Raw genomic sequence first — 22,945 nt, forward strand, 5'->3', positions numbered from 1 at the left:
ACAGTTACCAATTCAGATAGCATCTGCTTGCTGAGTCACGTTAATATCTCTGGACCCGCTTCCCCGTTACAATCGCGAGACTGTCGATTCTCAGGAGTTGCTATGTCTCACCACTTTGATACCAAGCTTGCCAAGGAAGACCCAAGTCTGAACCTCTGCGACTTTTACCTCTTCGAAGGCGTTCCTGGAACAACGGTGATGGCCATGATCGTCAACCCGGATGTGGGCTTATCGGCTTCGGACGCCCTTCACCCCGAAGGCCTCTATGCATTCCGGTTTGACCTTGATGGCGACGCGCATGAGGATGTCACGTTTAAATTTCGCTTCGCCGAACCGCGACATGCAGACGGCGAGGAGCATCTTCATGTCCAGAGTTTTGAGGTACGCAGAGCGACAGGCGACGATGCTGTTCGTGGAGCTGCCGGCGATCTCCTCGTAGAAGGCGAGACCGGGAAGGTCGCGACCAAGTCAGGTGTGCGCGCGTACGTCGGCATTGCACCAGAGCTCTTCGCAGGCGATGCTTCTGCGCTTCACGCGCTCCTCACTGCTTTCTATCAGAACCACCGATATGATGGCGACGCCTTCCAACATCCACAAAACTTTTTCGCACGGCGAAACGTAACGGCGATCGTTCTCGAGGTTCCAACTGATCTCATCGGCCAGGGGAAAGTCCATTCCTGGGCGACGATCTCACTTTATGGGCACGCACCCGAGATGCAGGTCTCGCGTTGGGGCCTGCCTCTGATTACGCATATCTTCCTCAACGATCCGACCTCACAGGATTTGAAGGAGCAGTTCAATACGTCCGCGCCGTCTGAAGATGTAGATCGTTTTTCGAAGGCCGTCGCGGACTTCACAGAGAAGATGACGACTTACGCAGGTTCTGCCGAAAACCCCTCGGAGTACGGCAGGCAAACCGCTGCTCTGTTGTGTCCCGTTACCTTGCCTTATGAGCTTGGAACGCCAGCGACCTTTGAGCGCGGTCGATTCAATGGACGTTCCCTGGGCGACGACGTAATGGATGTGATGCTGTCGCTGGCGTGCAACAAGCCGCTTGCCGACGGAGTATCGCCCGATCATGACCGCATCAGCGTTGAGTTTCCCTACTATGGAGCTCCATATACGAAAGACGAGCAGATTGGAGTAACCCCGGTGCCGCATCCCTCAAAAAAATGAAACAACAGGATCCAGCACCATATCAGTCGGTGGGAGCTACCGCGTAGGCTTCGATTTCGATGAGAATGTCTGGCCGCACAAGCGCCGGGACTATGACAAGCATGGATGCCGGACGATGGTCCTTTAGCCATTTATTGCGAATTGGCGGGTAAAGCGGGAGATCTTCACTCCGCACCAGGTACTGAGAGATCTTCACTAGATGTTCAGGGCCCATTACCGCCAGGTCGAGTAGCGCGAATACGTTCTTCCAAGCTTGTTCGGCTTGTTCCTCGAACGTTTTGGGCAGTTTTCCGTCGGGGGCAAGACCCGGAGTGCCAGAAAGAAACAGCATTCGACCTGGACTCGCTGATTCAACCGCGTCGCTGTAGTTCCCAATGTGTTTTGCTACGCCGATATCGTGAATCGTATTCTTTCGGGTCATGAGGTTTTCAAGTCTCCAATATCTCGACTAGCTGCTGAAATGGGCTTCTGCCTAGATTTGGGAATGATAAATCGCCTTTGCACCCGTCACCTGACACGCCAATCCGACGCGGCACACCGATAAATCTTGTCAAGCCCCAACATTCACGAAACCCGCTCCAGTCGCAGCTTTTCACGTTGCGTATTTCCCCATCCAACTGGGTACAATTAAAGAAGGAACCTTGTTCTGACGGAAGAGATCCGGCCGATAAGGATCACGGAGCCGCAACTCCAACAAAACAAGTATTTTGTACGTAAATTACCTGGAATCAATATTTTGCAGACACCATACCCTTGTAAACTCATCAAAACAATAGGCTTGCTTGCAAAATTCCCCCCCGAGGGAGGGGGAGGGTAGCCGAAATGAAAGGAAAGAACGCAAATTAGAACACCTATCGTTGACCCCCCTCCAGGAACGCGATACACTCATTAAGTTTGGCGCTGCAACCCATGTGTCTTCATCTCAAGGGTTGCAGGGACGACAGGCTTAGGCCCGGCGGTCATTGGAAAACAGACTGCGATGGCTTGACCGGTTGGCTTACTGTAGTGCTCCTGTATGCGCCCATGCAGCACAATCTATTTTCTGAAGAAAGCGGTCAGCATTATGCGACCCCGCTTGAGGTTCTAGTCATGTACGCAGTCATCCGCACCGGCGGCAAACAGTATCTGGTCTCCCCTGGCGAGAAGTTGAAGATTGAAACCACCGCCCACGAGAACGGCAACATCGAGTTCTCCGACATCCTCGCCGTCAGCGGCGAAGAGGGTAAGTTCGAGTCCGACCTCACCGGCGCGAAGGTTCTCGCCTCCGTCGTCGCCCACGGTCGCGGCGAAAAGATCCTCGTCTTCAAGCTCAAGCGCAAGAAGCAGTACAAGAAGATGCAGGGTCACCGTCAGAACTTCGTCGAGGTCAAGATCAACGAGATCCTCGTCAACGGCAAGAGCTTCAAGGAAGCGTAAGACTAGGCTTCCCCTAAGTTTAAGTTTGGAATTCAAGATTCAGTGAGCGCAAAGGCCCAGAGGGCAGCGCGAAAGAGGCAATCGAATGGCACATAAAAAAGGTTTAGGTTCTTCTAAAAACGGCCGCGACTCAAACGCTCAGCGGCTCGGAGTCAAGGTATTCGGTGGTCAGACGATCCTCGGCGGCGGCATCATCGTCCGTCAGCGTGGCACCCCGCTCAAGCCCGGCGCCAACGTCGGTCGCGGCAAGGACGACACCCTCTTCGCCAAGGTCAATGGCATTGTCCGCTTCCAGGACAAGGGCCAGCAGGGTCGCTTCGTAAACGTCGACCCCGCAGAGCTGACTTCAGTTCCTGTCTAAGCGCCACAGTTCACCAGCAACTGACCATCAGTCACCACGAAGTCACCACAAATTTGCATCAAGAAAACCCTGCTCAGGCAGGGTTTTCGCATTTCAAAGATCCACAATTGCCCCGCCACCACGTGAAGTACAAATCTGCGCGCACCCCGACTCACCTCTTATCATGAGAGTGATGGACAACCGCAACAGACCTAGACTCGGGAAGCTGCCAGCAGCTCGATGCTCGCCGGAATGCGTTCTCCAGGAGAGCCGGCAACCATCTCTGCCGTCGCAGCCGCAGTAACAAGCGCCCCAGTCGTGGGAGCCCGCTTGCTCTGGAAGCATTGCCGGCAAAGCACCGGCCGCCCCTGTGTCGGCTTGAATGGCACAGTGGTCTCAATCCCACACTCCGAGCACTCAGTGCGAGTCTCAGTTCGCGACAGGCCTGCCGCCGCCGGCCCCGTACCTGTCTTCAATCCGACCCCAGAACGTTTGGACTTGCATGGCTTACAACGCTTTGGGTCGTTCTTGAATTGTTTGTCGAAGAAAAAAAGTTGTTCCCCAGCGGTGAAGATGAACTCGCCGCCGCAGTCTGCACAGGTTAATAGCCGATCCAGAAATTCCATGCCGCTTCTCCCGTCCTACGGAGGAAGAACACTCAGGAGGTCGATCGTGGCTGACACCGAGGGGTCTACCTTTAGTGAAGATCGTTACTTTTGGATTTGAAGGGGCCCAGAACTGCAAGTTCTTGGAAACATCTCGTTTGCCGGTCAATGTGAGCTTATGAATAAGCTCTCTCTGCCGGGGCTAGGAGATGGCGGGAGTCCATCTCTAGCGATTGGGTGGGCCGTCTCTTCAAACTTCTCATCAGAGAAGGGGACGGCCCACTATGGTTACGGAGCTGAAACTAATCCTGCTCCTTGCGGACCTTCTTGCGATTACGCTTGCGTGCAAGCGCTTCTTTCACACGTTTCTTCTCACCTGGTTTTAGATAAAAAGAGTGACGCTTGACTTCCTTGATGATGTCTTCTGTCTGCACTTTGCGCTTGAAGCGCCGCAGGGCATTCTCAAGGGGTTCGCCTTCTTGTACTCGAACCTCTGCCAAGAAAAATACACCTCCAACCAGTCCCAATGGGGATATCTTCTAGAATACTCGTCTTTTCAGAGAAAATCACACAAATCGTTGCTAATTCAGAGCCGAGTACTGTCTTATGCCTGAACTGAATAGTTTTGCAGGCACAGCGTAAAATCTCTTCCATGATCCGTACGTTTCAAGGAATTAAACCGGTAATTTCTACCAGCTGCTATATCGATCCTTCAGCTCAGATAATCGGCGACGTTACACTCGCAGAGCAAGCCAGCGTTTGGATGAACGCCGTCTTACGTGGAGATGTCAACTCTATCCGTATTGGCGCCCGAAGCAATGTACAGGATTGCGCTGTTTTACACGGCATGCGCAATCTGTACCCGGTCATCGTTGGCGAGATGGTCACGATCGGCCACAACGCCACGGTGCACGGCTGCGTGCTTGAGGACGCAGTCCTCATCGGTATCGGTGCGACGATCCTCAACGATGCGAGGATTGGTGAAGGATCCATCGTTGCGGCAGGAGCGGTAATTCCGGAGCATACGGTGATCCCGCCGAACTCGCTGGTGGCTGGTGTTCCGGGGAAGGTGCGACGAACGCTTGGCGATGCGGATCGGGAGTTGATCCTGAAGTACGCGCAGAACTATCTGGACTACACAGCGATCTACCTCGCGGAAGCGGCTGGAGCCTAAATCGGCATAGCTTTCGCTACACTGGAGGTGATGGCTACTTTGAAGGCAGTACGCGGGACTCGGGATCTGTTACCTCCTGAGACGGGGCTCTGGAACTATGTGGAAGCAACGGCGAGAGCCGTCTTCGCACGTTATGGGTTTGGGGAGATTCGGACACCGATCTTCGAGGATACGGCTCTCTTCGCGCGTGGTGTGGGCGAGGAGACGGATATTGTCTCCAAGGAGATGTACACATGGCAGGATCGCACGCGGGCTGATAGCGATAGTGCGCAGAGCCTGACGCTAAGGCCCGAGAACACGGCTGGCGTTGTGCGCGCGTACATCGAACACAAGCTGGCCGATACTGGAATGCTACAGAAGCTGTTCTACATCGGGCCTCAGTTCCGGCGGGAACGGCCTCAGCGTGGAAGATATCGGCAGTTCTGGCAGATTGGGGCTGAGGTGCTTGGACCAGCCTGGTCCGGCGCTGATAGTGCGCTGCGCGATGCTGAAGTGCTGGAGATGCTTTCTACCTTCCTGAATGAGTTGGGTGTGAAGGGATGGAAGCTTGAGGTGAACTCGGTTGGGTCGTCGACGGATCGGCCGAAGTACATCGCTGCGTTGCGTGAGGCTTTGGCTCCTGTGAGGGACAAGATGAGTGCGGACAATCAACGCAGGGCAGAGACGAATCCGCTGCGCGTGCTGGACTCGAAGGATGCTGGCGATCAGGAGATCATCGACGGTCTGCCGAAGATCGCCGACTTTCTGGATGATGCGAGCAAGGAGCACTTTGGGCAGGTGCTTGCTGCGCTTGATGCTTGTGGAGTTGCTTATACCGTGAATCCGCGGTTGGTGCGCGGTTTAGACTACTACACGCGGACGACGTTCGAGTTCACTGTGCCTGATGGAAGTGGTTTGGGAACTCAGAACGCGCTGCTTGGTGGTGGAAGATACGACGGATTGTCGGAGTTGCTTGGCGGTCCGAAGGCTCCTGGAATCGGGTTTGCGATTGGAGAAGATCGTTTGATCCTTACGCTTCAGGCTCAGGAAGCGATGGCGAAGGAGCAGAAGCTTGATGCCTTCGTTGCTCCGATGGGAGTTGAACGGAATGCTGCTGCGCTGGCGCTTGCGCAGGAGCTTCGTCGCGCGGGACTTTCGGTTGAGGTTGGAGATGGAAGTTTCCGCCTGAAGAAGTCCTTCGAAGCTGCCGATAAGCTCGCTCGGAGAATGGTGATTGTCGGCGAAGATGAGGTTTCGTCGGGTATTCTGACGGTTAAAGACTTTAGTGCTGGAGATCAGACGAAGGTTCCTCGAGCTGAGCTTGCGAGTTTTCTGCGCGCTTAGTGAATCTGCTTCCTGATTAGCTCCTCGCGAGCGACTTCGATTTTGAAAGTGAATGAGATCATGTTGGATTTTTTAGGTAGTTTGCAGCGGACCCACATGTGTGGCGAGCTTCGCGTGGAGCAGGATGGGCAGCCGGTGGTGTTGATGGGTTGGGTGAATCGCCGGCGGGATCATGGGAACCTGATCTTTCTCGATGTGAGGGACCGGAGCGGGATTACTCAGGTCGTGCTCGACAAAGAGGTGTCCGGTGAGGCGCATGCGAAGGCTGAGGCTGCGCGGTCGGAGTACGTGGTTGCGGTGAAGGGCAAGGTTCAGCGGCGTGGTGCGGGACTTGAGAACCCGAATATGCCTACTGGCGCGATCGAGGTGGTTGCGAGTGAGTTGTTGCTGCTGAACGAGGCGAAGACTCCTCCGTTTTCGCCGGCCGATGATGCGATTGCGAACGAAGAGGTTCGGTTGAAGTATCGCTATCTCGATCTGCGACGGACGGAGATGCAATATAACTTCGCGTTGCGCAGCAGAGTTGCGATGGCGATTCGTAACTACCTTGTTGAGCAGGGCTTTCTTGAGATTGAAACTCCTTTTATGACGCGTTCTACGCCTGAGGGAGCGCGTGATTATCTTGTGCCTAGCCGGGTTCATGCAGGCCACTTCTATGCGCTGCCGCAGTCGCCGCAGATCTTCAAGCAGATCCTGATGATCTCGGGATTCGATAAATACTTTCAGATCGCTCGCTGCTTCCGTGATGAGGATCTTCGTGCGGATCGACAGCCGGAGTTTACGCAGATCGACCTTGAGATGAGCTTTCCCCAGCAGGAGAAAGTCTTTCGCGTGGTCGAGGGTTTTCTGACTGCTGCGTTCAAGACGGCTTCGATCTCGTTGACGACTCCTTTCGTGCAGATGACTTATGACGATGCGATCAAGAACTACGGGATCGACAAGCCGGATATGCGGCTGCCGGCGATGGTGTCGCTGACTGCTGAGTTGACTCCGGAGTTGCGTGAGACGTTGAAGATTGAGAAGGAGCTGCCGGTGCTTGGGTTCGTTATTCCCAAGGCAGGTACGCTGAGTGGGACGCAGAAGCGTGCTCTGGTGGAGGAGATTCGGGCTACGTTTGGTGATTGCGGCCTCGACTTTCTGGATGTGGCTCGGTTGAAGACCAACGACGCGTTTGCTCCGCTGGCTTCGACGATTGAGGCGAAGTTGAGTTCCGCGGAACCGAGTACCGGGACCGATGCTGATCTGATCATTGTTGTAACTCCCAAGATTGGTACTCCGGCGAAGTGGAACTTCGATCCGCAGTGGATCTATAAGCGGGTTGGTGCGTTGCGGTTGCAGCTTGCGGCGAAGTTCGCGGACAAGCATGGACGGTTTGTGAAGACTGGAACGGAGGCTGACTTCAAGTTTCTTTGGGTCACCGACTTCCCGATGTACGAGTGGGATGAGGAGACCAAGGTTTGGAATGCGGCGCATCATCCGTTTACCTCTCCGCATGAAGAGGACATCAAGGCGGGGCGTCTGACGAACGATAAGGGGGCTGTGCGTGCGCTTGCTTACGACATTGTGCTGAATGGAACGGAGCTTGGGTCGGGCTCGATTCGTATTCACCGGCAGGATGTGCAGGCGGAGATTTTCCGGTCGCTGGGCATGTCGGATGCAGAGGCGAAGGAGCGGTTTGGCTTCTTCCTGGATGCGCTGGAGTATGGCACGCCTCCGCATGGCGGAATTGCGTTGGGGCTGGATCGGATTGTGATGATTCTTGCGGGTGCGACTAGCCTCCGTGAGGTGATTGCGTTTCCGAAGACGGCGAAGGCGATCGACCTGATGGTCGATGCGCCTACGCCGGTGAGTGATCAGCAGATGCGGGAACTGCATTTGAAGACTGTGGTTAGAAGCTAACTGCCCACTTCGCGTGGGGCGGTCACTTCGTGACGGGTATACTCCTTTGGGTGGCGCTCCCGTTGGTCGCGATGAGAATATTTACTGCCGACCAACGGGAGGCCCGTGGCGAAGCCGGTATACGCGTCACGAAGTGACCGCTGCCCGCGCAGGGCGTTCTTTAATCCTCTTCGTTCTCGTCTCCTTCGTCGTCATCAAGATCGAGGTCGGCTTTGTGATCGTAGTTGTCAGCGATCTCGAGCGTGGCTCCGGGTTGTGCGAGGTCCAAGCCGTCGGGGGTCGATTCGACGTCACGGACGACTTTGGGCGCGTAGGGTTTGGTATTGAGGCTGGTGGCGTTGTTAGAGGCCAGTTGAAGGCCGTAGAGCAGCGCCGTGGCGCGGCGGGTGTCGAGCTTTCCAGTAGCCAAGGCGTTGACCACGACCGAGAGGGCAACTTGTACGGACTCGCGATCCTCAAGGGCGGTTAGCTCGATGTGCTGGCCGGGGACCAGGTAGCCGCGTGAGGCTTCGGTGGTGCGATAAGCTGTGTGGCGCTGGTGGAGGCGCGAGTGGAAGTAGCACCAGATGCCGTCGGTGAGCGATGGTGCCTGGCATCGAGTTCCGTTTGTTTTGATGTGGCGGCAGAGTGTGTATTGCATGCGTTCTCCCACGGGGGTACCCCCCCATATTGCCTGCGTGTAAGTCCTATGGTTGCAGTGAGATAGCGACAGTAATGGCCGCTAAATTCGTGCAACCAAAGGAGTTGCGTCCAAATTCTTGCCAGCAAAGGACTTAGGTGACATTTGCCGTTTAAAACGAAAAACCCCAGCCTGTGCTGGGGGTTCTTTTGATCTCTACATCTAGTTTAGCTGATAGTGCGGAACTAATACGCCACGCGAATCTCCTTGATTGGCGCGGGTTTGAGGCACTTGGGGGCTTGACAAGATTTTTTGATGAAGAAAGCGGCTTTGGAGCGGATCGAACGTTGGATCGTGGGTCTGCTTTTGTTTGTAACGGCGCGGGTTTAGGATGTGTGCTCAATTCATCGCAGGGCGGGCCCGCTGTAGGCAGAGATCAAGGGAGGGGATCATGACCGAAGAGCAGAGCAGACTCGTCGAGGCCAAAACGAAAGCCGTCCCATGGAAGAAGTGGGGTCCTTACCTGAGTGAACGGCAGTGGGGGACGGTGCGCGAGGACTATAGCGCGGATGGAAATGCGTGGGATTACTTTACGCATGATCAGGCGAGGTCTCGGGCGTATCGGTGGGGCGAGGATGGACTTGCGGGGGTGAGCGATGACCACCAGGTACTGTGTTTTGCGGTGGCGTTGTGGAACGGCAAAGATCCGATTTTGAAGGAGCGGCTGTTTGGGCTGACGAATAGCGAAGGCAATCATGGGGAGGATGTAAAGGAGTACTACTTCTATCTCGACAGCACGCCGACGCACTCGTACATGAAGTATCTGTACAAGTATCCGCAGGCTGCTTACCCGTATGACGATCTGCTGAAGACGAACAGGGAGCGCGGCCGCGCGGGTGCCGAGTATGAGCTGTTGGATACGGGTGTGTTCAACGAGGATCGGTACTTCGATGTGTTTGTGGAGTATGCGAAGGCGGGTGCGGAGGATCTGGGGATCAAGATCAGTGTTACGAATCGCGGGCCGGAGGAGGCGATGTTGCATGTGCTGCCGACGGTCTGGTTTCGGAATACGTGGATGTGGTCGGATCATGGCGGGAAGCCGGAGTTGAGGGGGACGCAGGGGAAGGGATACGGTGCGATCTCGGCGCACCATACGGACCCGATCTTCAGGGAGTCGCTGCCGGATTACACGTTGTATTGCGAGGGGGACGCTCCGCTGCTGTTTACGGAGAATGAGAGCAACAACAAAAAACTGTTTGGGTCAGAGAACGGTTCACCTTATGTGAAGGATGCTTTTCATAATTACGTGATTCATGGAGAGAAGGGAGCGGTGAATTCGGCGATGGTAGGGACGAAGGCGGCTCCTTACTATGTGCTGAAGGTTGGCGCGGGCGAGACGAAGGTGGTGCGGCTGCGGTTGACGCGGACGAGCGCGGAGTTGGATGCGAAGCCGTTCAAGGACTTCGATGAGGTGTTTGCGACGCGGCTGAAAGAGGCGGATGCGTTCTACGAGTCGATTACGCCGGATAAAGTGAACGCGGATCCGGATCGCGCGCTGGTGATGCGGCAGGCGATAGCGGGGATGCTGTGGAGCAAACAGTATTTTTATTACGACTTGAATTTGTGGTTGAGAGAACACAAGGTGGGGCCGTGGTGTACGCCGGAGACGCGGGAGAAGGTGCGTAACGGCGAATGGTTTCACATGTACAACGACGACATTATTTCGATGCCGGATAAGTGGGAGTATCCGTGGTATGCGGCGTGGGACCTGGCGTTTCATATGCTGGCGTTTCAGGCGGTGGACTCTGACTTTGCGAAGGCACAGTTGGAGCTGATTCTGCGGAATGATTATCAGCACCCGAATGGACAAATACCAGCGTATGAGTGGAACTTCAGCGATACGAATCCGCCGGTGCATGCGTATGCCACGATTCAGATTTACATGAGCGATAAAGAACGGAATGGGGGGAAGGGAGATCTGGAGTTTCTGTCGTATGCGTTCTCGAAGCTGCTGGTGAACTTTACGTGGTGGCTGAATCGGAAGGACCGGTCGGGGAATAATTTGTTTGAGGGTGGATTTCTTGGGCTGGACAACATTGGGGTGTTCGACCGGAGTGCGCCGCTGCCGAATGGCGGTTATCTGGAGCAGGCGGATGGAACGGCTTGGATGGTGTTCTTTAGCCAGCAGATGCTGCGGATCGCGGTGGAGCTGGCGTTGCACTACCCGGTCTACGAGGAGTTCGTGGTGAAGTTCTTCGAGCACACGATGTGGATTGCGGGTGCGATGGATCGGATGGGGAAACAGCAGGACACGATGTGGGATGACGAAGATGGATTCTTCTACGACGTGCTGCGGCTGCCGAATGGCGAGGCATTTCGGATGAAGGTGAGATCGATGGTGGGGCTGCTGCCGTTGACGGCGGTGGCGATCTTCGAAGAAGACCTGATGGAGAAGCTGCCGACGTTCCGGAAGCATGCGCAGCAGTTTCTGGCGAGGCACCCTGAGCTGGCGGAGAATCTGCATATGCCGGGGACGCCTGGATTGGCGGGGCGGCGACTGCTGGCGACGGTGAATGAAAACAAGCTACGACGAATTCTGACGAAGATGCTGGACGAGAACGAGTTCTTTGGGCCGTATGGGATTCGGGCGCTGTCGCGGTATCACGTGGATCATCCGTTCAAGTTCACCCTGAACGGGCATGAGTCTCAGGTTTCGTATGTGCCGGGGGATTCGGATAGCGGGATGTTTGGAGGGAACTCGAACTGGCGAGGACCGGTGTGGATGCCGGTGAACTTCTTGTTGTATGTGTCGCTGATGCGGCTGGGAGCGTACTACGGCGATACGTTCAAGATCGAGTGCCCGACGGGATCGGGGAAGGAGATGAATCTGTTCGAGGTTGCGCAGGTGCTGGGAGAGCGGCTGATCAGCACGTTTACTAAGGACAGTGCGGGGCAACGGCCGGTGTTTGGGAACGAGGAGAAGTTTCAGACGGATCCGCTTTGGCGTGACAATGTTCTTTTCTATGAGTACTTCCACGGCGATACCGGCGCGGGGGTTGGAGCTAGCCACCAGACGGGTTGGACGGGATGCATTGCGCGGATTATTCAGGCGAACGGGGCATTTGAGGGGAAGGATCTTGCAGACAAAAACATCGAGGAGAGGGCGATCAAGCTGGGGCTGGGCGAGAAGGATGTAGCAGCGGTGGTGGTTGCGACGGCCACGAAGTAGGGCGGTTTCCGGGAACTTTTGAGTTCCGGTTTGTTTCTTCAGCGGGGGTTGGGGCTGTTGGGATGCTTGCTGCGTTGAAAAAATCCGTGGGAATTCGTTCGTGCGGCGTAGGCAGAGCTGAGGGCGCTTCGATATAAGGACTTTATGGTCGAGGTGGAGAGATGACGATGCGGCATCGGAGTTTCGTTGCGGTTTCGTTTGTCTTTGGGGTTCTGCTGATTGGGTGCAGACGGGTTGCGCCGATGAGGATGGATTCGTCGGTTCCGGTGGCGGTTGCGATTTCGCCGGATGATGGGCGTGGGCAGAGGTTTACGGCGACGTTTCAGGACCCGAAGGGCGGGTCGCACATAGGCGAGGTTACCTTGTCGGTGATGTCTGGTGGGCTGCGGCCGGGTGAGCGGAAGAAGTGGTCCGCGAACGAGTGTTTGATTCGGTACGACGTGCTGGCACAGGAGATTTCGTTGGTGCCGAATGTGGGCGGTATGTATGGGACGCATGCGGCGAAGGCGGGCAGTTCTGCGACCTTGGAGAACTCGCAGTGCACGGTAGTGGCGGCGCAGGCTTCGTCTCAGGTTTCGGGGAAGACTTTGACGGTGAAGCTCACGGTGGAGTTTGCGCCGGAGTTTGCCGGGGAGAAGCGAGTGTATCTATCGAGCGGGGATGTGGATGGGGTTTGGAGTGCCAACTATCAGCAGGCGTTCGGTAGTTTGACGGTGGCTGATTTGAAGATGCCCTAGAGCCTGTCTAAAGGCTGATCTAAAACAGCAACGACAACTGCCAATACGGGGGTCTCTCCACTGCGCGACGGACGGTGGGACTGTCCGCCGCTCCGGTCGAGATGACGATTTTTTGAGGTTTGGATTAGATCGAGAAAACTGCAAGAGCAATTGCAAGAGGCGGCAGCTGAGAAGAGTTCTGCCTTCCCATTGATCGGATGGGTTGGAGAGTACAACGCAGATCCCCTTCGGGGATGACAACAAAAGAACAGACAACAACAAAAGAACGGACAACGGCAAAAGAACGGACAACGGCAAAAGAGCAGACAACGGCAAAAGAGCAGACAACTGAAAAAGCTCAATACTGCGGTGTCTTAGTTCATCCAGCGCTTGTCGTTTGGGTTCTTGCGGAGTTCGTCGGGGTCGACGTAGCGGCCGTCTTTATCGAAGTGGACTTCGCGATTCTGCTTGCGCATGTAGACCTCGAACTTGCGGGCGGCGCGGCGGCGCTTCCATCGGTAGTAGCGATTGCGGACGCCGAAGTATTGCTCGGACAGGCCGAAGGCGAGGCCGCGGCGTGGAGCGAATTTGACGAAGAGCGCGCCGCAGAGAGCGCCGGAGAGCTGGATGAGGGCGTTGAAGGTGTCGGCTTGCTTGAGCAGGAGGGCGACCGCGATGAGGATGTAGATCGCGACCATGTACTTGGCCTTGATGCGGAGGACGAACCAGAGGAGGAATTCCTGGTCGCCGAAGATCATGGCGATGGCGACCATGAGGCCGAAGATGCCGGACCAGGCTCCGGCAGCGCCTACGTCGGGACGCAGGCCGAGGATGTGGGTAAAGGAGATGGCGGAGGCCAGGATCGCGCCGCCGATTACTGAGGTGAGGTAGAGCTCGGCTAACCAGCGGCCGCCGAACGAGGGTTCGAGGAGGGAGCCGGTGAACCAGAGGGTGAGCATGCCGAAGAGGATGCCGAGGATGCCCTGTTCGACGAAAGAGTAGGTGAGGAGCTGCCAGATTTCACCGTGGGCGACAGCCAGGGGTTCGAGGATGAGGTGGCTGTGAAGGACCGCTTCGAGTTGCGGGGCGAGCCAGCGGAGGATCAGCAGGCCGAAGAAGGCTCCGACGTTTAGAAGGATGAGTTTGCGGGTGGTGCCTTCGAAGGCTGGGAGCGCAAGCGAGATGGGACCGGATCGGGGCATGCTTTTCTTATTTGATCATAGGCGTTGGAGATGAAAAGACATACCGAGAGGCTTGTTTAAATACCGTGTCCTGCCGGACGGGCCCGCTGCGCGCGGGGCGGCCACTTCGTGGCGTGTGTACCCCTTCGGATGGCGCTCCCGTTGGTCGCGATGAGAATTTTTAGAGGCGGTCTTCCAGCAATACCTTTACTTTGTCGCCTGTCTGCTTGCCAATTGTCTTGCGGATGTCGGCTTTTACGGGCAGTTTGTGGGTGCCGTCACCGAGCGCCATGAAAGAGCTGCGGAAGGGGTGGCCGTCGATCTTTCCGGTGACTTTGACCAGATCGCGCGTGCCGAAGAATTTGACTGAGTCGGGCCAGACCACGTAGGTCCAGCCATCTTTTGCAGGGCTCTTTTGCAGAGTGGCGGTGAAAGTTTTGTTCAACATCGGGTGTGACCTCCTGTCGGCCAGCCAGGAACTCAGTTTTGCCTTGAAGAAATACTAGTCCTGAAATGGGTGGTAGAAGAACCCGTTATTGGTTCGCTGGGCGTGTCGTTGGCGGACGCTGGCCGCGTTCGGGGGTCGGGAGGACCGCGATGCTGCGGTGGCCAGCGGGATCGACGGAGCGGACGGCGAAGACTACGTTGTCTTTGGAGACGGCAAGCTTGAGGGTGAGGGCGGCGCCTGCGCTGGCGGAGTCGGTCCAGGTGGGCTGGTCGGTTTCGCGCCAGACGACCTCGTACGTCGTGCTGGTGGGGGCGCCGACTGGGGCTTGCCAGGTGAGTTCGGTGTTATTGTCGAGGGCCGTGGTGAGGATGTGGACATTCTGCGGCTGGCCGGGAGCGGAGGCTAGAGTGGCGAGGGTGGCGGCATTCAGGCGAGCTACGTTGGCGACGTAGTTGAAGTCGACGTATTGGAGGAGATCGCCGAACTGGGTGCCGTTTTCGACGCGGACATTCTGGTGCTGGTGGTCGAAGTTCTCGGCCCACTCGGTGAAGCGGACGGCTGCGAAGCCCTCCTGATTGAAGGAGCTGTGGTCGCCGCCACGGAGGAAGCGGTCGCGACGGAAGATGAGGACGGGATGGAAGGCAGGGATCATTCGCATGAGGTTGTTGTGCACGCGGCTGCCCGGGGGGATGGGCGAGTGTTGCGAGGTGGGGTGGAAGTAGGTGGCGCCGACGTCGACGATGGCGCGGGCGAGCTCGCGGGAGGGGGAGTCGCCTTCGGCGCCGAGGGTTTGGATGGCGCGGAGCTGGTTGGGAGTGGTGTTGGCGGGGATGCCTTCGGAGAAGACGCGGACGGTGGTCTTGTCCTGAATGTTGGGGGGTGTGGTGTTGCCGGGGGTGGTGTCGCCGCCGACGATATCGTTGTTGAGGACGGCTTCGAGCTGCCAGTTTTCTTCGTGGGCGAGTTTGGCGAGGTGGGCGCTGCCGTTGAGGCCTTGTTCTTCTCCGGCGACCGCTACGAAGACAATCGCGCTGGGGAATTTGAGTTTGCTGAGGACGCGGGCGGATTCGAGGGAGACGGCGACTCCGCTGGCGTCGTCGTTGGCGCCGGGGGCGGGGTCGTGGGTGTTGGCGTTGGTGGAGTTGCGGGAGTCGTAGTGGCCGGTGACGAGGACCATGCGGGGGGCCTGGGCGGGGTCGGTGCCGCGGAGGACGGCGTAAACGTTGCTGATTTTGGTGGGCTTGGTGATGCGGGCGTTGGGTGCGGTGCTGGCTGGCTCGGTGAAGGTGTCGCGCTTTACTTCGAGGCAGTTGTTGCAGGCGGAGGAGATGGATTCGAATTCGGACTCGATCCAATCGGCGGCGGCGTTGACGCCAGTGTTGGGGGCGAGGTCGGTGTCCATGCTGGAGAGGGTGCTGCGGTTGTTGAAGGAGACGAGTTTGGTGATGGTGGCTTTGATGTGGTCGGGGGAGACCTGCGCGAGGGCGGCTGCGATGGCGGGGTCGACTGGGGCGGCGGTGATGGGGCGGCCAGTGGGGAGGGGTTGTTGGGCCTGTTGGGCGTAGAGAATGGTGCAGGAGAGGATGGCGGTAGTTGCGAGGATGGTGAGGGCCGGGCGTGCGGGGCGGTTGGGTGCAGCGATCACGAAATTTCTCCTGTGCAAAACCGAAGTGGCAAGTGAATCGTATGCTTGACGAATGGGCGGGAGGGCCGCTAAATAAATAACGAGGGCGTCCGCCGGGATGTTCCTATAATCCTATTAGACGGGCGAGTGGGCCCAAAGACCCTGGAGGCAAGATCATGGCTGTTGTTTGTCCGGAGTGCGATAACCCGATTGTGGTGGACGCCGATGAAGTGGAGGAGGGTGAGACGGTTCAGTGCGAAGAGTGCGGAATCGACCTCGAGGTGATTTCGGTAGATCCTCTGGAGCTGGCGGCTATTGACGATGCGGGCTATGACGATGAAGATGTGACACGTGCCGCCGAAGAGGACGAAGAGTAACGGCTGGTCTGGATGGAGATAGCCGTATACTGAAAGAATATGAAGAGTACTGATCGCTTGGTCCGTTCGTTTGTCGGTAAGGTGATTCTCGCGTCCTGTTCGGTGGTGATTTTGGCTGTGGGTGTGCGGGCTGTGTCTGCGGTTGCGGAGCAGCAGCGTGGGCCTGTGCAGCGGGTGGTTCAGGGTAAGGTCATCGATGGCGGCGGGGCGATTGTGAAGGGCGCGGTGGTGTATTTGAAGGACGACCACAGCCTTGCGGTGAAGAGCTACTTTTCCGATGACGAGGGTGCGTATCGGTTTGGGCAGCTGGCTCAGAATACAGATTATGAGATCTGGGCTGAGAGCAACGGGAAGAAGAGCCCGGTGAAGACGATCAGCTCGTTCGATAATAAGAATCAGTTTTATATCGATTTGAAGATTGGGAAGTAGGAGCCGCCCGCGGAAGCTGAATGAGCCGCTTCCGCGATATCGAGCTGCTACTCCTTCGTCTTCAGCTTCGCCTCGTTCTCCTGGATGAATGCTTCGATTTGAGGAGCGCTGGCGAGGATGCGGAGCCACTGTTCTTTGTATAGAGTGACCGGAAAGCGCCCCATACCATAGAGCGACACTGCTCCCTTTTCGCTTACCTTGAGGGTGATGCCGGCTTTTTCTTTAGTCTTGAGTTGGGCGTTTTCGGCCCTGAGGCGCTCGAGTTCCGCCTTCATCGCTTCTTCGTTCATTTGCTTTCCTCCTGTTTTCGGTGTTCCAGGCCGTTGGTGATGGATCGGGGGATTGACTCTCATCGACTTTCGTTTATCTGGGAAACAGCCCACCCGTGGTTTAAGTGTAAAGTCATTTATTTTGTGGTGCCAGAAGAGTGACTTGAACCCACGACCGATTAGGGTCTACGTATGGATCCGCCGCGGTTGTTTATTTTGCGGGCGATTGACGGCGAAAGCAAATGCAAGGGATACTGCGCCTTCGGCTATGCGCGGGATCAGGATGACGATATTTTTGTGAAGGGCACTTAGTCGGCGATGCCGGGGTTGGGTGGGTCGATGCCGAGCGCGGTGGCGAGGGCGATGAGGTGGTCCTGCTCCTGCATGAGGATCTCGCGGATGGATTCGCCGATGGCGTATTCGTTGAGCTCGTCGCACTGCTTGATGCGGCGGCGATAGTTGGCGATGGTTTCTTTCTCGTTTTCGAGGTCGAAGCGGAGCATTTCTTCGTTCTTTTCGGAGGTCTTGACGAGCTTGGGGGTTGCGGTGGGCATGCCGCCGAGATAGTCGATGTGATTGGCGAGGGCGATGGCGTGGGCGAGCTCTTCGGTAGCGTGGATGGCGAGTTCGTCAGCGATGTTCATGTACTGCGCGCCCTTGAGGACCTGCGAGTAATTGACGTAGGAGATGATGGCTTGATATTCGCGGGAGAGATCTTCGTTCAGATAGTCGATGAGTTTTTCGCGGGTGAGGGTGGCGGTGGGTGCGCTTTCTTTTTTGTCAGACATTTGTTCTCCAAGATTTCTGTGGTGCGCGGTCTTCGGTTTGAGATGCAGAAACGATCTCTGGAGTTTGTGACGGAATATGTGGAGATAGAGGCAGCTCGGGGCGAACAGCAGGTTCCTACACTACGCTTCGCTTCGGTCGGAATGACGAGCTAAGTGGCAGGTGCGAGGGCTTTGCTGCCCTTGCGGCTCACGATGGGACTGTGAGCCGCTTCGGTCGAGACGAACCTAATTTCTGTCAAAAGGGCTGTGGTTTGTGGACGGATGGTTACAGCGGGAGGGATTTTAGCCAGGTGCGGAAACTTGGGCCTAGGTCTTTGTTTTTGAGGGCGAATTCAACGGTGGCGCGGAGGTAGCCTTGCTTGTCACCAGCGTCGTGGCGGGTGCCTTCGTAGACGAAGCCGTAGACTTTTTCGTGCTGCAGGAGGGCCTTGATGCCGTCGGTGAGCTGGAGTTCGCCGCCGGCGCCAGGGGTGATGTGCTCGAGCATGTCGAAGATGCGCGGGGTGAGAATGTAGCGGCCGATGATGGCGTTCTGCGAGGGCGCGTCGTGGGGTTTTGGCTTTTCGACGAGGTCTTTGACGGCGAGGAGACGCGGGTTTTTGGGGTCGGGAGTGCAGTCGAGGCAGCCGTAGTTTTGAATGGCCGCGCCTTCGACGACTTCGGAGCCGAGGATGCTGGATTGGATCTCATTGAACGCTTCGACCATCTGCTTCATGCAGGGAGTGGTGGCGTCGACGATGTCGTCGGGGAGGAGGACAGCGAAGGGTTCGTCGCCGACGAGCTCTTTGGCCATGAGAACCGCGTGGCCGAGGCCGAGGGGTTTGGGCTGGCGGGTGTAGGTGATCTTGGCGAGCTTGGAGACGGAGCGGGCGACCTCGAGAAGGGCGGTTTTATTTTTTGCGGCTAGTGAGGCTTCGAGCTCGGGGCTGATGTCGAAGTGGTCTTCCATGGTGGATTTGCCGCGGCTAGTGACGAAGATGATCTCGGTGCAGCCGGCGGCTACGGCCTCTTCGACGCCGTACTGGATGAGAGGCTTGTCGACGAGGCAGAGCATCTCTTTGGGTATGGCCTTGGTGGCGGGGAGGAAGCGTGTGCCCATTCCTGCGGCGGGAAAGACTGCTTTGCGGATTTTTTGGTGGGTCATGGATTGAGTCATCAATTCCTTGGATGCAAACAGTGTTACAGAAATGCTAGCAGCATCAGATTGATATTGGGATAGCGAGATCTTATTGGGTAAAACTGCTCACCGCAGTCGCCGTGAGAGTTAGCTCAGGTATGAATGCCGTATCCAATCCTAGCGAATCGCCATACTTCGAAATGCAGCGAGTTCATTTGTCAAAAGGGAAGGGGTCCGCTGTCGGCAGCAGGTTTCTCGCGTCTGCGCATCCTTTGTACTTCCAGAAACAACTGTAGTTGAAGGCAGTGTAGCGTCGCCGGTCCTCAGCAGAGGCTTTTGGGGTCATGTGCACGGTGAACGACCAATAACGAAACACCTCAGTGGTCCCCCATCCAGCCTGGACCGGCTGTTGGGTATTTTCTCGTCCCCAGTGCTCCTGCTCTTGAAACGATACCCGAGACGGATGGACCGATCCATCCTCTATGCCAGTGCCGAACGCAGCTTCTTTCCTGACAATTACTGAGTCCTTCACATCGAATACCACGCCGAAAGTTTCGCCTGAACCTCTCCACCATCGCGGAAGTCGTGCATTGTCTATTCTTTTGTGCCATTCGCATTTGGAGGGATCGCAGGGACCATACGGCTCTGCGTTAATCTTTCCAGCTAATCGTTGTGCGTCTTCGAAAGTGGAATGCCCGAGTTGAAGCGTTTTGAGTTCGCTGAAGAGATAGCGGGCATGAATCGATGGAAAGAACAAATAGGCACTACACAGGAGTATCAACAGGCCGAAAAAAAAGACTAGCCAGCCTCTCGATACGTTACCGAAACGAGAGGCCCCAAGGTTGGTAGAACGCATCTCTAGAGGACCGGCGAGTCGTCGTGGAGCATGGCTTTGCGGACGATTTTGATGGGGGCGAAGCCCTGGCGCATGAAGTCGTCGTGGAAGGCCTGGAGGTTGAACGCTGCGCCTTGTTTCTTCATCATGTCGGCGCGGAGCTTCATGATCTCGAGCTTGCCTAAGGTGTAGTAGAGGTAGGTGGCGTCGGCGGTGCCGCGCTTGGTTTCGACGAGGCCGACGGAATGGGACTGGTAGCCGTCGGTGACGAAGAAGTTGACGGCCTGGTCGAAGGTGAATTGGCCGGTGTGGAGCTTGATGGAGTTGACGAAGCGGGCGTCGCGGAGGAGCGCGTCCTGGATCTGGCCGAGGCGGATGAGTTTGGCTTCGCGCTCATTTTGAGCTCCGGTGCCGGGTTGGCCGTAGCCCTGGTCAAGCATCATCTGCTCGGTGTAGTGGGCCCAGCCTTCGATGTTGGTGTTGGCTCCGAGGACCTTGCGGATGGTGGAGGGGAACTGCGGGGTCCAGAGGTATTGGATGTAGTGGCCGGGGTAGGCCTCGTGAACGCTGGTGGAGATGATGGTGCCGACGTTGAACTCGGACATGTGTTCGGCGATGTGCTCGGGTGTCCAGGTTTTTTCAGGCAAAGTTACGTTGAAGTAGGCCTTGGTGGAGTGGGTTTCGAAGGGGCCCGGAGGGTCCATGGAGGCCGAGGTGGTGGCGCGCATGAAGGGTGGGGTTTCTTCGAGGGTGGGCTCGACCTTGGAGGGGATGGTGATGATGTGGTGGGTGTTGATGAAGTCGATGAGGCTGGCGAAGGTGTTGTTGAAGGTTTCGAGGAGTTTGTCTGGGGCGGGGTGGATGGTGGCTAGTTCGGCGAGGACCTGCTGGGGAGTTTTGGTGGGGTCGACTTCTTTGGCTACGCGGGCGAACTCGGCCTGGTTTTTGTGCAGGTCGGCGTAGGCGATTTCGAGGAGGTGATCGAGGGGGATGTCGACCATCTCGTCGTAGGCGAGTTTTTTGGCGAAGGTGTCGGCCCCGAATTTGTAGTCGCCGTTGGAGTGGGGGAGGAGATCGGATTTTAGCCACGCTTCGTAGGCTTTGAGAGCTTCGATGACGGCTGCGTTCGACTTTGCGAAGGCGGTTTTGGTGTCGGCGTCGGTGGCATCGGTGAAGGCAGAGGGGACGTCGGTCTGGAAGAAGCTGATATCACCGTCGATTTGTTCGAGGGCTATTTCGGTGTAGATGTGGGGTGGGTTCTTTAGATTTTTGCGGGCTTCGAGAAGGGCCTGTGGCATCTGCTTTTCGCGCTCGACCAAGGATTTGAGACGCGTGTCGGCGGGGGCGTAGGGACGCTCCATGATGGCGAAGGCGGAGGCGGTGATTCCGGTGGAGTAGCTATCGGGATTCTTCTCCCAGGGACGAATGACTTCGAGGGAGAGGAGGGTGCTGCGTATGCTATTCAGGAGGATGGCGCGATCGCCGGCTACGGAGGCGTCGAGGGTGGATGGATCGATGGCTTCGACTTTCTTCTCGTAGGCGTGGAGGGCGGCGATTTGTTTTTGGATGTTTGCGGCGGAGTAGTCTTCGAGCTGGGTGTCGTACTGATGGAGACCGTCGGCGGTGCCGTTGGTGGGGGTGAAGTGGAAGTAGACGTCGGAGAAGTACTGGTCGGCGAGGTAGTTGAAGGTCTGGACGCCGCCGTCGGCTGAGAGATGCTGGGCGTGCGTTGCGGATGTGAGCATGAGAGATCCGAGCACGGCGATGAGCGAGAGGCGATAGTTGCGCATGTGATTTGAGGACAGTGTACGGCGAGAAGGGAGTGTAGGAGAAGCACGTTTTCGATATTGCCCATTCTCCGAGTGAGCGTTTCTGAGTATGCTTACGAAAGAGGTATTTGTCTTTGGCCCTGACGAGCAAACTGCGACACTCCAAACTTACCCACGTGGCTCGAAGCGGCTTGCGATGGGTTCATCGCTTGAGACATCGGGATGGCGAGCCTCTCACTTGCGAAGTTGCTCGCGGGCTCTCGTTTCGAATTCATCCGAAGGGCGAACTCACGGAGTTTTTAGCTTTGGGGCCACTCTTCGAACGAACGGAGATGAAGCTAGTCGCGAAACTGCTGAAGCCACGGATGAAGGTTGTGGATGCGGGTGCAAATATTGGTCTTTACTCTCTGCTGGCGGCCAAGTGCGTGGGAGCGGACGGTCAGATATGGGCCTTCGAGCCATCACAAACGACCTTCAAGTTTTTTGTCGATAATCTCGCCCTCAATGGGGTGAGCACGGTAGAGACGCATCGTCTTGCGCTAAGCGACGTTAAAGGAGAGCTGACGCTGCGCGCCGAACAGGGCTTTGGCGATCTGTATCGTCATCTCGACTATTCGGGGAATGCTTCGGAAGGCGATGCGGTGGAGTCTGTTGCAGTCGTTACGCTCGACGATTTCGCCTCTTCCGAGAAGATCGATCAGATCGACTTTCTTAAGATCGACGTGGAAGGCGGGGAGCTTTGCCTGCTGAAGGGAGCAAAGCAGCTGCTTTCGCGATCACCGAATGTGGTCGTCATGTTTGAAAGCGAAGAGGACTGGTGCCAGCGAAGCGGCTGCACCGCGGAAGATACGTTTGATCTGCTGAGAAGCCTGGGTTTTGGCCTATATTCCTGGTCAAAACGTAGCGAAAATTGGTCAACGGATTCGCGGGAGCTGAGCAAAAGTCGTACGGTTTGGGCGGCGCGGCGGCCTGAACTGCTTCAGGCTGCTGTCGGATAGCCTATACCGGCTCTTGCCGAGCGATGCCGTCGGGGCGGTCGAAGAGCGGAGATTCCTTTGAGGCGATGGGAATGACGTCGTAGCGCGCCATGACGTTGCCGATATATGCGAGGTTGGGCGGGTCTTCGGCTTTGAGCGCGGCGGCGATTTCGAGGAAGTACTCGGGACCGAGGCGGCCTGGGGTGAGCAGGCAGATGACGCGGGCGGTGGTCTGTTGGTCGTTGAGGCAGGAGTGGACGGTGCCGCGCGGGATGTGGAGTTGCTGGTCCGGGTGAAGGGTGATGCAGCGCTGGCCGACGGTCCAGGTGGTGATGCCGTTCATGCCGAGAACGGTTTCGTCGCAGACGCGATGCAGGTGCGGGATGCTGATGTGAGCGTGTGGCGGGATGAGGAGCTCGAAGAGGTCGGCGGCGCCTTGGGTTTCATGGTGGCTCTGGAGAAAGGTGATGCTGAGTTTGCCGATCTGGATGGGTTTGTGCATAGAACCCCTTTCCCGCCTCGATGAGCTGGACGACTTCGCTGGCTATTGATTAGGACACGGAGATGGGGAAAAAGTTACGGAGAGTGAGTGAGATCGTCTACCTGATTGTTGATGGAGCCGCTGTGATGAAGG

At 56.8% G+C, this 22,945-nt stretch carries 23 protein-coding genes; 11 read left to right on the forward strand and 12 right to left on the reverse strand.

Features of this window, described 5'->3' with window-relative positions; translation table 11 throughout:
• The first annotated feature begins 102 nt into the window (after positions 1-102).
• Positions 103-1,176 (forward strand): DUF4331 family protein, encoded by a 1,074-nt coding sequence (locus HDF14_RS05945; protein WP_183974487.1) that lies wholly within the window; start codon positions 103-105, stop codon positions 1,174-1,176.
• A gap of 22 nt (positions 1,177-1,198) precedes the next feature.
• Here HDF14_RS05945 and HDF14_RS05950 read toward each other — a convergent pair whose 3' ends face one another.
• A complete protein-coding gene (locus tag HDF14_RS05950; RefSeq protein WP_183974489.1) occupies positions 1,199-1,597 on the reverse strand; it encodes a RidA family protein in 399 nt (132 codons plus the stop codon).
• A gap of 668 nt (positions 1,598-2,265) precedes the next feature.
• On the opposite strand from HDF14_RS05950, the gene rplU reads away from it, so the two are divergent.
• Positions 2,266-2,592 (forward strand): 50S ribosomal protein L21, encoded by a 327-nt coding sequence (rplU, locus tag HDF14_RS05955; RefSeq protein WP_183974659.1) that lies wholly within the window; start codon positions 2,266-2,268, stop codon positions 2,590-2,592.
• 85 nt (positions 2,593-2,677) lie between these two features.
• Entirely contained in the window at positions 2,678-2,953 is a 276-nt protein-coding gene (gene rpmA, locus HDF14_RS05960; RefSeq protein ID WP_158942398.1) for a 50S ribosomal protein L27, read from the forward strand.
• Positions 2,954-3,144: 191 nt separating this feature from the next.
• Here rpmA and HDF14_RS05965 read toward each other — a convergent pair whose 3' ends face one another.
• The gene (locus HDF14_RS05965) at positions 3,145-3,558 is read right to left on the reverse strand and encodes a zinc-ribbon domain containing protein (RefSeq protein WP_183974491.1); all 414 of its coding nucleotides are present in this window, start codon (positions 3,556-3,558) and stop codon (positions 3,145-3,147) included.
• 281 nt (positions 3,559-3,839) lie between these two features.
• Positions 3,840-4,037, reverse strand: coding sequence for a 30S ribosomal protein S21 (gene rpsU / locus HDF14_RS05970; protein WP_014267628.1), 198 nt, complete (start codon positions 4,035-4,037; stop codon positions 3,840-3,842).
• Positions 4,038-4,189: 152 nt separating this feature from the next.
• Between rpsU and HDF14_RS05975 the strand changes: the two genes are divergently transcribed.
• Genes HDF14_RS05975 through aspS form a run of 3 tightly spaced genes read left to right on the forward strand, consistent with a single transcriptional unit; the run spans position 4,190 to position 7,933 of the window.
• Positions 4,190-4,711 (forward strand): gamma carbonic anhydrase family protein, encoded by a 522-nt coding sequence (locus HDF14_RS05975; RefSeq protein ID WP_183974493.1) that lies wholly within the window; start codon positions 4,190-4,192, stop codon positions 4,709-4,711.
• 30 nt (positions 4,712-4,741) lie between these two features.
• Positions 4,742-6,034 carry a histidine--tRNA ligase gene (gene hisS, locus HDF14_RS05980; RefSeq protein WP_183974495.1) on the forward strand — a complete coding sequence of 431 codons (1,293 nt, stop codon included), beginning with the start codon at positions 4,742-4,744 and terminating at the stop codon, positions 6,032-6,034.
• A gap of 60 nt (positions 6,035-6,094) precedes the next feature.
• The gene (gene aspS, locus HDF14_RS05985) at positions 6,095-7,933 is read left to right on the forward strand and encodes an aspartate--tRNA ligase (protein WP_183974497.1); all 1,839 of its coding nucleotides are present in this window, start codon (positions 6,095-6,097) and stop codon (positions 7,931-7,933) included.
• Between the two features lie 160 nt (positions 7,934-8,093).
• On the opposite strand, the gene HDF14_RS05990 is transcribed toward aspS, so the two are convergent.
• A complete protein-coding gene (locus HDF14_RS05990; RefSeq protein ID WP_183974499.1) occupies positions 8,094-8,573 on the reverse strand; it encodes a hypothetical protein in 480 nt (159 codons plus the stop codon).
• A gap of 430 nt (positions 8,574-9,003) precedes the next feature.
• Here HDF14_RS05990 and HDF14_RS05995 point away from each other — a divergent pair, with 430 nt between their 5' ends.
• Together HDF14_RS05995 and HDF14_RS06000 are read left to right on the forward strand one after the other, a co-directional pair.
• A complete protein-coding gene (locus HDF14_RS05995) occupies positions 9,004-11,781 on the forward strand; it encodes an MGH1-like glycoside hydrolase domain-containing protein (protein WP_183974501.1) in 2,778 nt (925 codons plus the stop codon).
• A 167-nt stretch (positions 11,782-11,948) separates the two neighbouring features.
• Positions 11,949-12,518: a hypothetical protein gene (locus HDF14_RS06000; RefSeq protein WP_183974503.1), complete on the forward strand. Its 570-nt coding sequence runs from the start codon at positions 11,949-11,951 to the stop codon at positions 12,516-12,518.
• 353 nt (positions 12,519-12,871) lie between these two features.
• Here HDF14_RS06000 and HDF14_RS06005 read toward each other — a convergent pair whose 3' ends face one another.
• The 3 genes from HDF14_RS06005 to HDF14_RS06015 form a co-directional block, all read right to left on the reverse strand.
• Positions 12,872-13,699, reverse strand: coding sequence for a rhomboid family intramembrane serine protease (locus HDF14_RS06005; protein ID WP_183974511.1), 828 nt, complete (start codon positions 13,697-13,699; stop codon positions 12,872-12,874).
• A gap of 160 nt (positions 13,700-13,859) precedes the next feature.
• On the reverse strand, positions 13,860-14,126 hold the full coding sequence (locus HDF14_RS06010) for a DUF1905 domain-containing protein (RefSeq protein ID WP_183974513.1): 267 nt from the start codon (positions 14,124-14,126) through the stop codon (positions 13,860-13,862).
• 85 nt (positions 14,127-14,211) lie between these two features.
• The gene (locus HDF14_RS06015) at positions 14,212-15,771 is read right to left on the reverse strand and encodes a M20/M25/M40 family metallo-hydrolase (protein WP_313899496.1); all 1,560 of its coding nucleotides are present in this window, start codon (positions 15,769-15,771) and stop codon (positions 14,212-14,214) included.
• Positions 15,772-15,926: 155 nt separating this feature from the next.
• Here HDF14_RS06015 and HDF14_RS06020 point away from each other — a divergent pair, with 155 nt between their 5' ends.
• On the forward strand, positions 15,927-16,127 hold the full coding sequence (locus HDF14_RS06020; RefSeq protein ID WP_183974516.1) for a hypothetical protein: 201 nt from the start codon (positions 15,927-15,929) through the stop codon (positions 16,125-16,127).
• Between the two features lie 39 nt (positions 16,128-16,166).
• Positions 16,167-16,556: a carboxypeptidase-like regulatory domain-containing protein gene (locus HDF14_RS06025; RefSeq protein WP_183974517.1), complete on the forward strand. Its 390-nt coding sequence runs from the start codon at positions 16,167-16,169 to the stop codon at positions 16,554-16,556.
• A gap of 47 nt (positions 16,557-16,603) precedes the next feature.
• On the opposite strand, the gene HDF14_RS06030 is transcribed toward HDF14_RS06025, so the two are convergent.
• The 4 genes from HDF14_RS06030 to HDF14_RS06045 form a co-directional block, all read right to left on the reverse strand.
• Positions 16,604-16,846, reverse strand: coding sequence for a hypothetical protein (locus tag HDF14_RS06030; protein WP_183974519.1), 243 nt, complete (start codon positions 16,844-16,846; stop codon positions 16,604-16,606).
• 287 nt (positions 16,847-17,133) lie between these two features.
• A complete protein-coding gene (locus tag HDF14_RS06035) occupies positions 17,134-17,613 on the reverse strand; it encodes a ferritin-like domain-containing protein (RefSeq protein ID WP_183974521.1) in 480 nt (159 codons plus the stop codon).
• Positions 17,614-17,878: 265 nt separating this feature from the next.
• Complete coding sequence (gene galU / locus HDF14_RS06040) at positions 17,879-18,757, reverse strand: UTP--glucose-1-phosphate uridylyltransferase GalU (protein WP_183974523.1); 879 nt, start codon at positions 18,755-18,757, stop codon at positions 17,879-17,881.
• Positions 18,758-19,588: 831 nt separating this feature from the next.
• Positions 19,589-21,310, reverse strand: coding sequence for a DUF885 domain-containing protein (locus tag HDF14_RS06045; RefSeq protein WP_183974525.1), 1,722 nt, complete (start codon positions 21,308-21,310; stop codon positions 19,589-19,591).
• Between the two features lie 356 nt (positions 21,311-21,666).
• Here HDF14_RS06045 and HDF14_RS06050 point away from each other — a divergent pair, with 356 nt between their 5' ends.
• Positions 21,667-22,332, forward strand: coding sequence for an FkbM family methyltransferase (locus HDF14_RS06050; protein WP_183974527.1), 666 nt, complete (start codon positions 21,667-21,669; stop codon positions 22,330-22,332).
• Between the two features lies 1 nt (position 22,333).
• Here HDF14_RS06050 and HDF14_RS06055 read toward each other — a convergent pair whose 3' ends face one another.
• On the reverse strand, positions 22,334-22,813 hold the full coding sequence (locus HDF14_RS06055; RefSeq protein ID WP_183974529.1) for a cupin domain-containing protein: 480 nt from the start codon (positions 22,811-22,813) through the stop codon (positions 22,334-22,336).
• Between the last annotated feature and the right edge of the window lie 132 nt (positions 22,814-22,945).

The sequence above is a fragment of the Tunturiibacter gelidiferens genome, assembly GCF_014201335.1.
Classification (GTDB): Bacteria; Acidobacteriota; Terriglobia; order Terriglobales; family Acidobacteriaceae; genus Edaphobacter; species Edaphobacter lichenicola_E.

Bases quoted from the DNA above. Each gene is read 5' to 3' on its own strand.
- galU (WP_183974523.1), bottom strand. From the start codon at position 18,757: ATGACCCACCAAAAAATCCGCAAAGCAGTCTTTCCCGCCGCAGGAATG.
- rplU (WP_183974659.1), top strand. From the start codon at position 2,266: ATGTACGCAGTCATCCGCACCGGCGGCAAACAGTATCTGGTCTCCCCT.
- HDF14_RS06000 (WP_183974503.1), top strand. From the start codon at position 11,949: ATGCGGCATCGGAGTTTCGTTGCGGTTTCGTTTGTCTTTGGGGTTCTG.
- HDF14_RS06045 (WP_183974525.1), bottom strand. From the start codon at position 21,310: ATGCTCACATCCGCAACGCACGCCCAGCATCTCTCAGCCGACGGCGGC.
- HDF14_RS05945 (WP_183974487.1), top strand. From the start codon at position 103: ATGTCTCACCACTTTGATACCAAGCTTGCCAAGGAAGACCCAAGTCTG.
- rpmA (WP_158942398.1), top strand. From the start codon at position 2,678: ATGGCACATAAAAAAGGTTTAGGTTCTTCTAAAAACGGCCGCGACTCA.
- HDF14_RS06005 (WP_183974511.1), bottom strand. From the start codon at position 13,699: ATGCCCCGATCCGGTCCCATCTCGCTTGCGCTCCCAGCCTTCGAAGGC.
- HDF14_RS06055 (WP_183974529.1), bottom strand. From the start codon at position 22,813: ATGCACAAACCCATCCAGATCGGCAAACTCAGCATCACCTTTCTCCAG.
- hisS (WP_183974495.1), top strand. From the start codon at position 4,742: ATGGCTACTTTGAAGGCAGTACGCGGGACTCGGGATCTGTTACCTCCT.
- HDF14_RS05950 (WP_183974489.1), bottom strand. From the start codon at position 1,597: ATGACCCGAAAGAATACGATTCACGATATCGGCGTAGCAAAACACATT.
- HDF14_RS06020 (WP_183974516.1), top strand. From the start codon at position 15,927: ATGGCTGTTGTTTGTCCGGAGTGCGATAACCCGATTGTGGTGGACGCC.
- HDF14_RS06050 (WP_183974527.1), top strand. From the start codon at position 21,667: ATGAAGCTAGTCGCGAAACTGCTGAAGCCACGGATGAAGGTTGTGGAT.
- HDF14_RS05965 (WP_183974491.1), bottom strand. From the start codon at position 3,558: ATGGAATTTCTGGATCGGCTATTAACCTGTGCAGACTGCGGCGGCGAG.
- aspS (WP_183974497.1), top strand. From the start codon at position 6,095: ATGTTGGATTTTTTAGGTAGTTTGCAGCGGACCCACATGTGTGGCGAG.
- HDF14_RS06025 (WP_183974517.1), top strand. From the start codon at position 16,167: ATGAAGAGTACTGATCGCTTGGTCCGTTCGTTTGTCGGTAAGGTGATT.
- HDF14_RS05975 (WP_183974493.1), top strand. From the start codon at position 4,190: ATGATCCGTACGTTTCAAGGAATTAAACCGGTAATTTCTACCAGCTGC.
- HDF14_RS06035 (WP_183974521.1), bottom strand. From the start codon at position 17,613: ATGTCTGACAAAAAAGAAAGCGCACCCACCGCCACCCTCACCCGCGAA.
- HDF14_RS06010 (WP_183974513.1), bottom strand. From the start codon at position 14,126: ATGTTGAACAAAACTTTCACCGCCACTCTGCAAAAGAGCCCTGCAAAA.
- HDF14_RS06030 (WP_183974519.1), bottom strand. From the start codon at position 16,846: ATGAACGAAGAAGCGATGAAGGCGGAACTCGAGCGCCTCAGGGCCGAA.
- HDF14_RS05990 (WP_183974499.1), bottom strand. From the start codon at position 8,573: ATGCAATACACACTCTGCCGCCACATCAAAACAAACGGAACTCGATGC.
- HDF14_RS05995 (WP_183974501.1), top strand. From the start codon at position 9,004: ATGACCGAAGAGCAGAGCAGACTCGTCGAGGCCAAAACGAAAGCCGTC.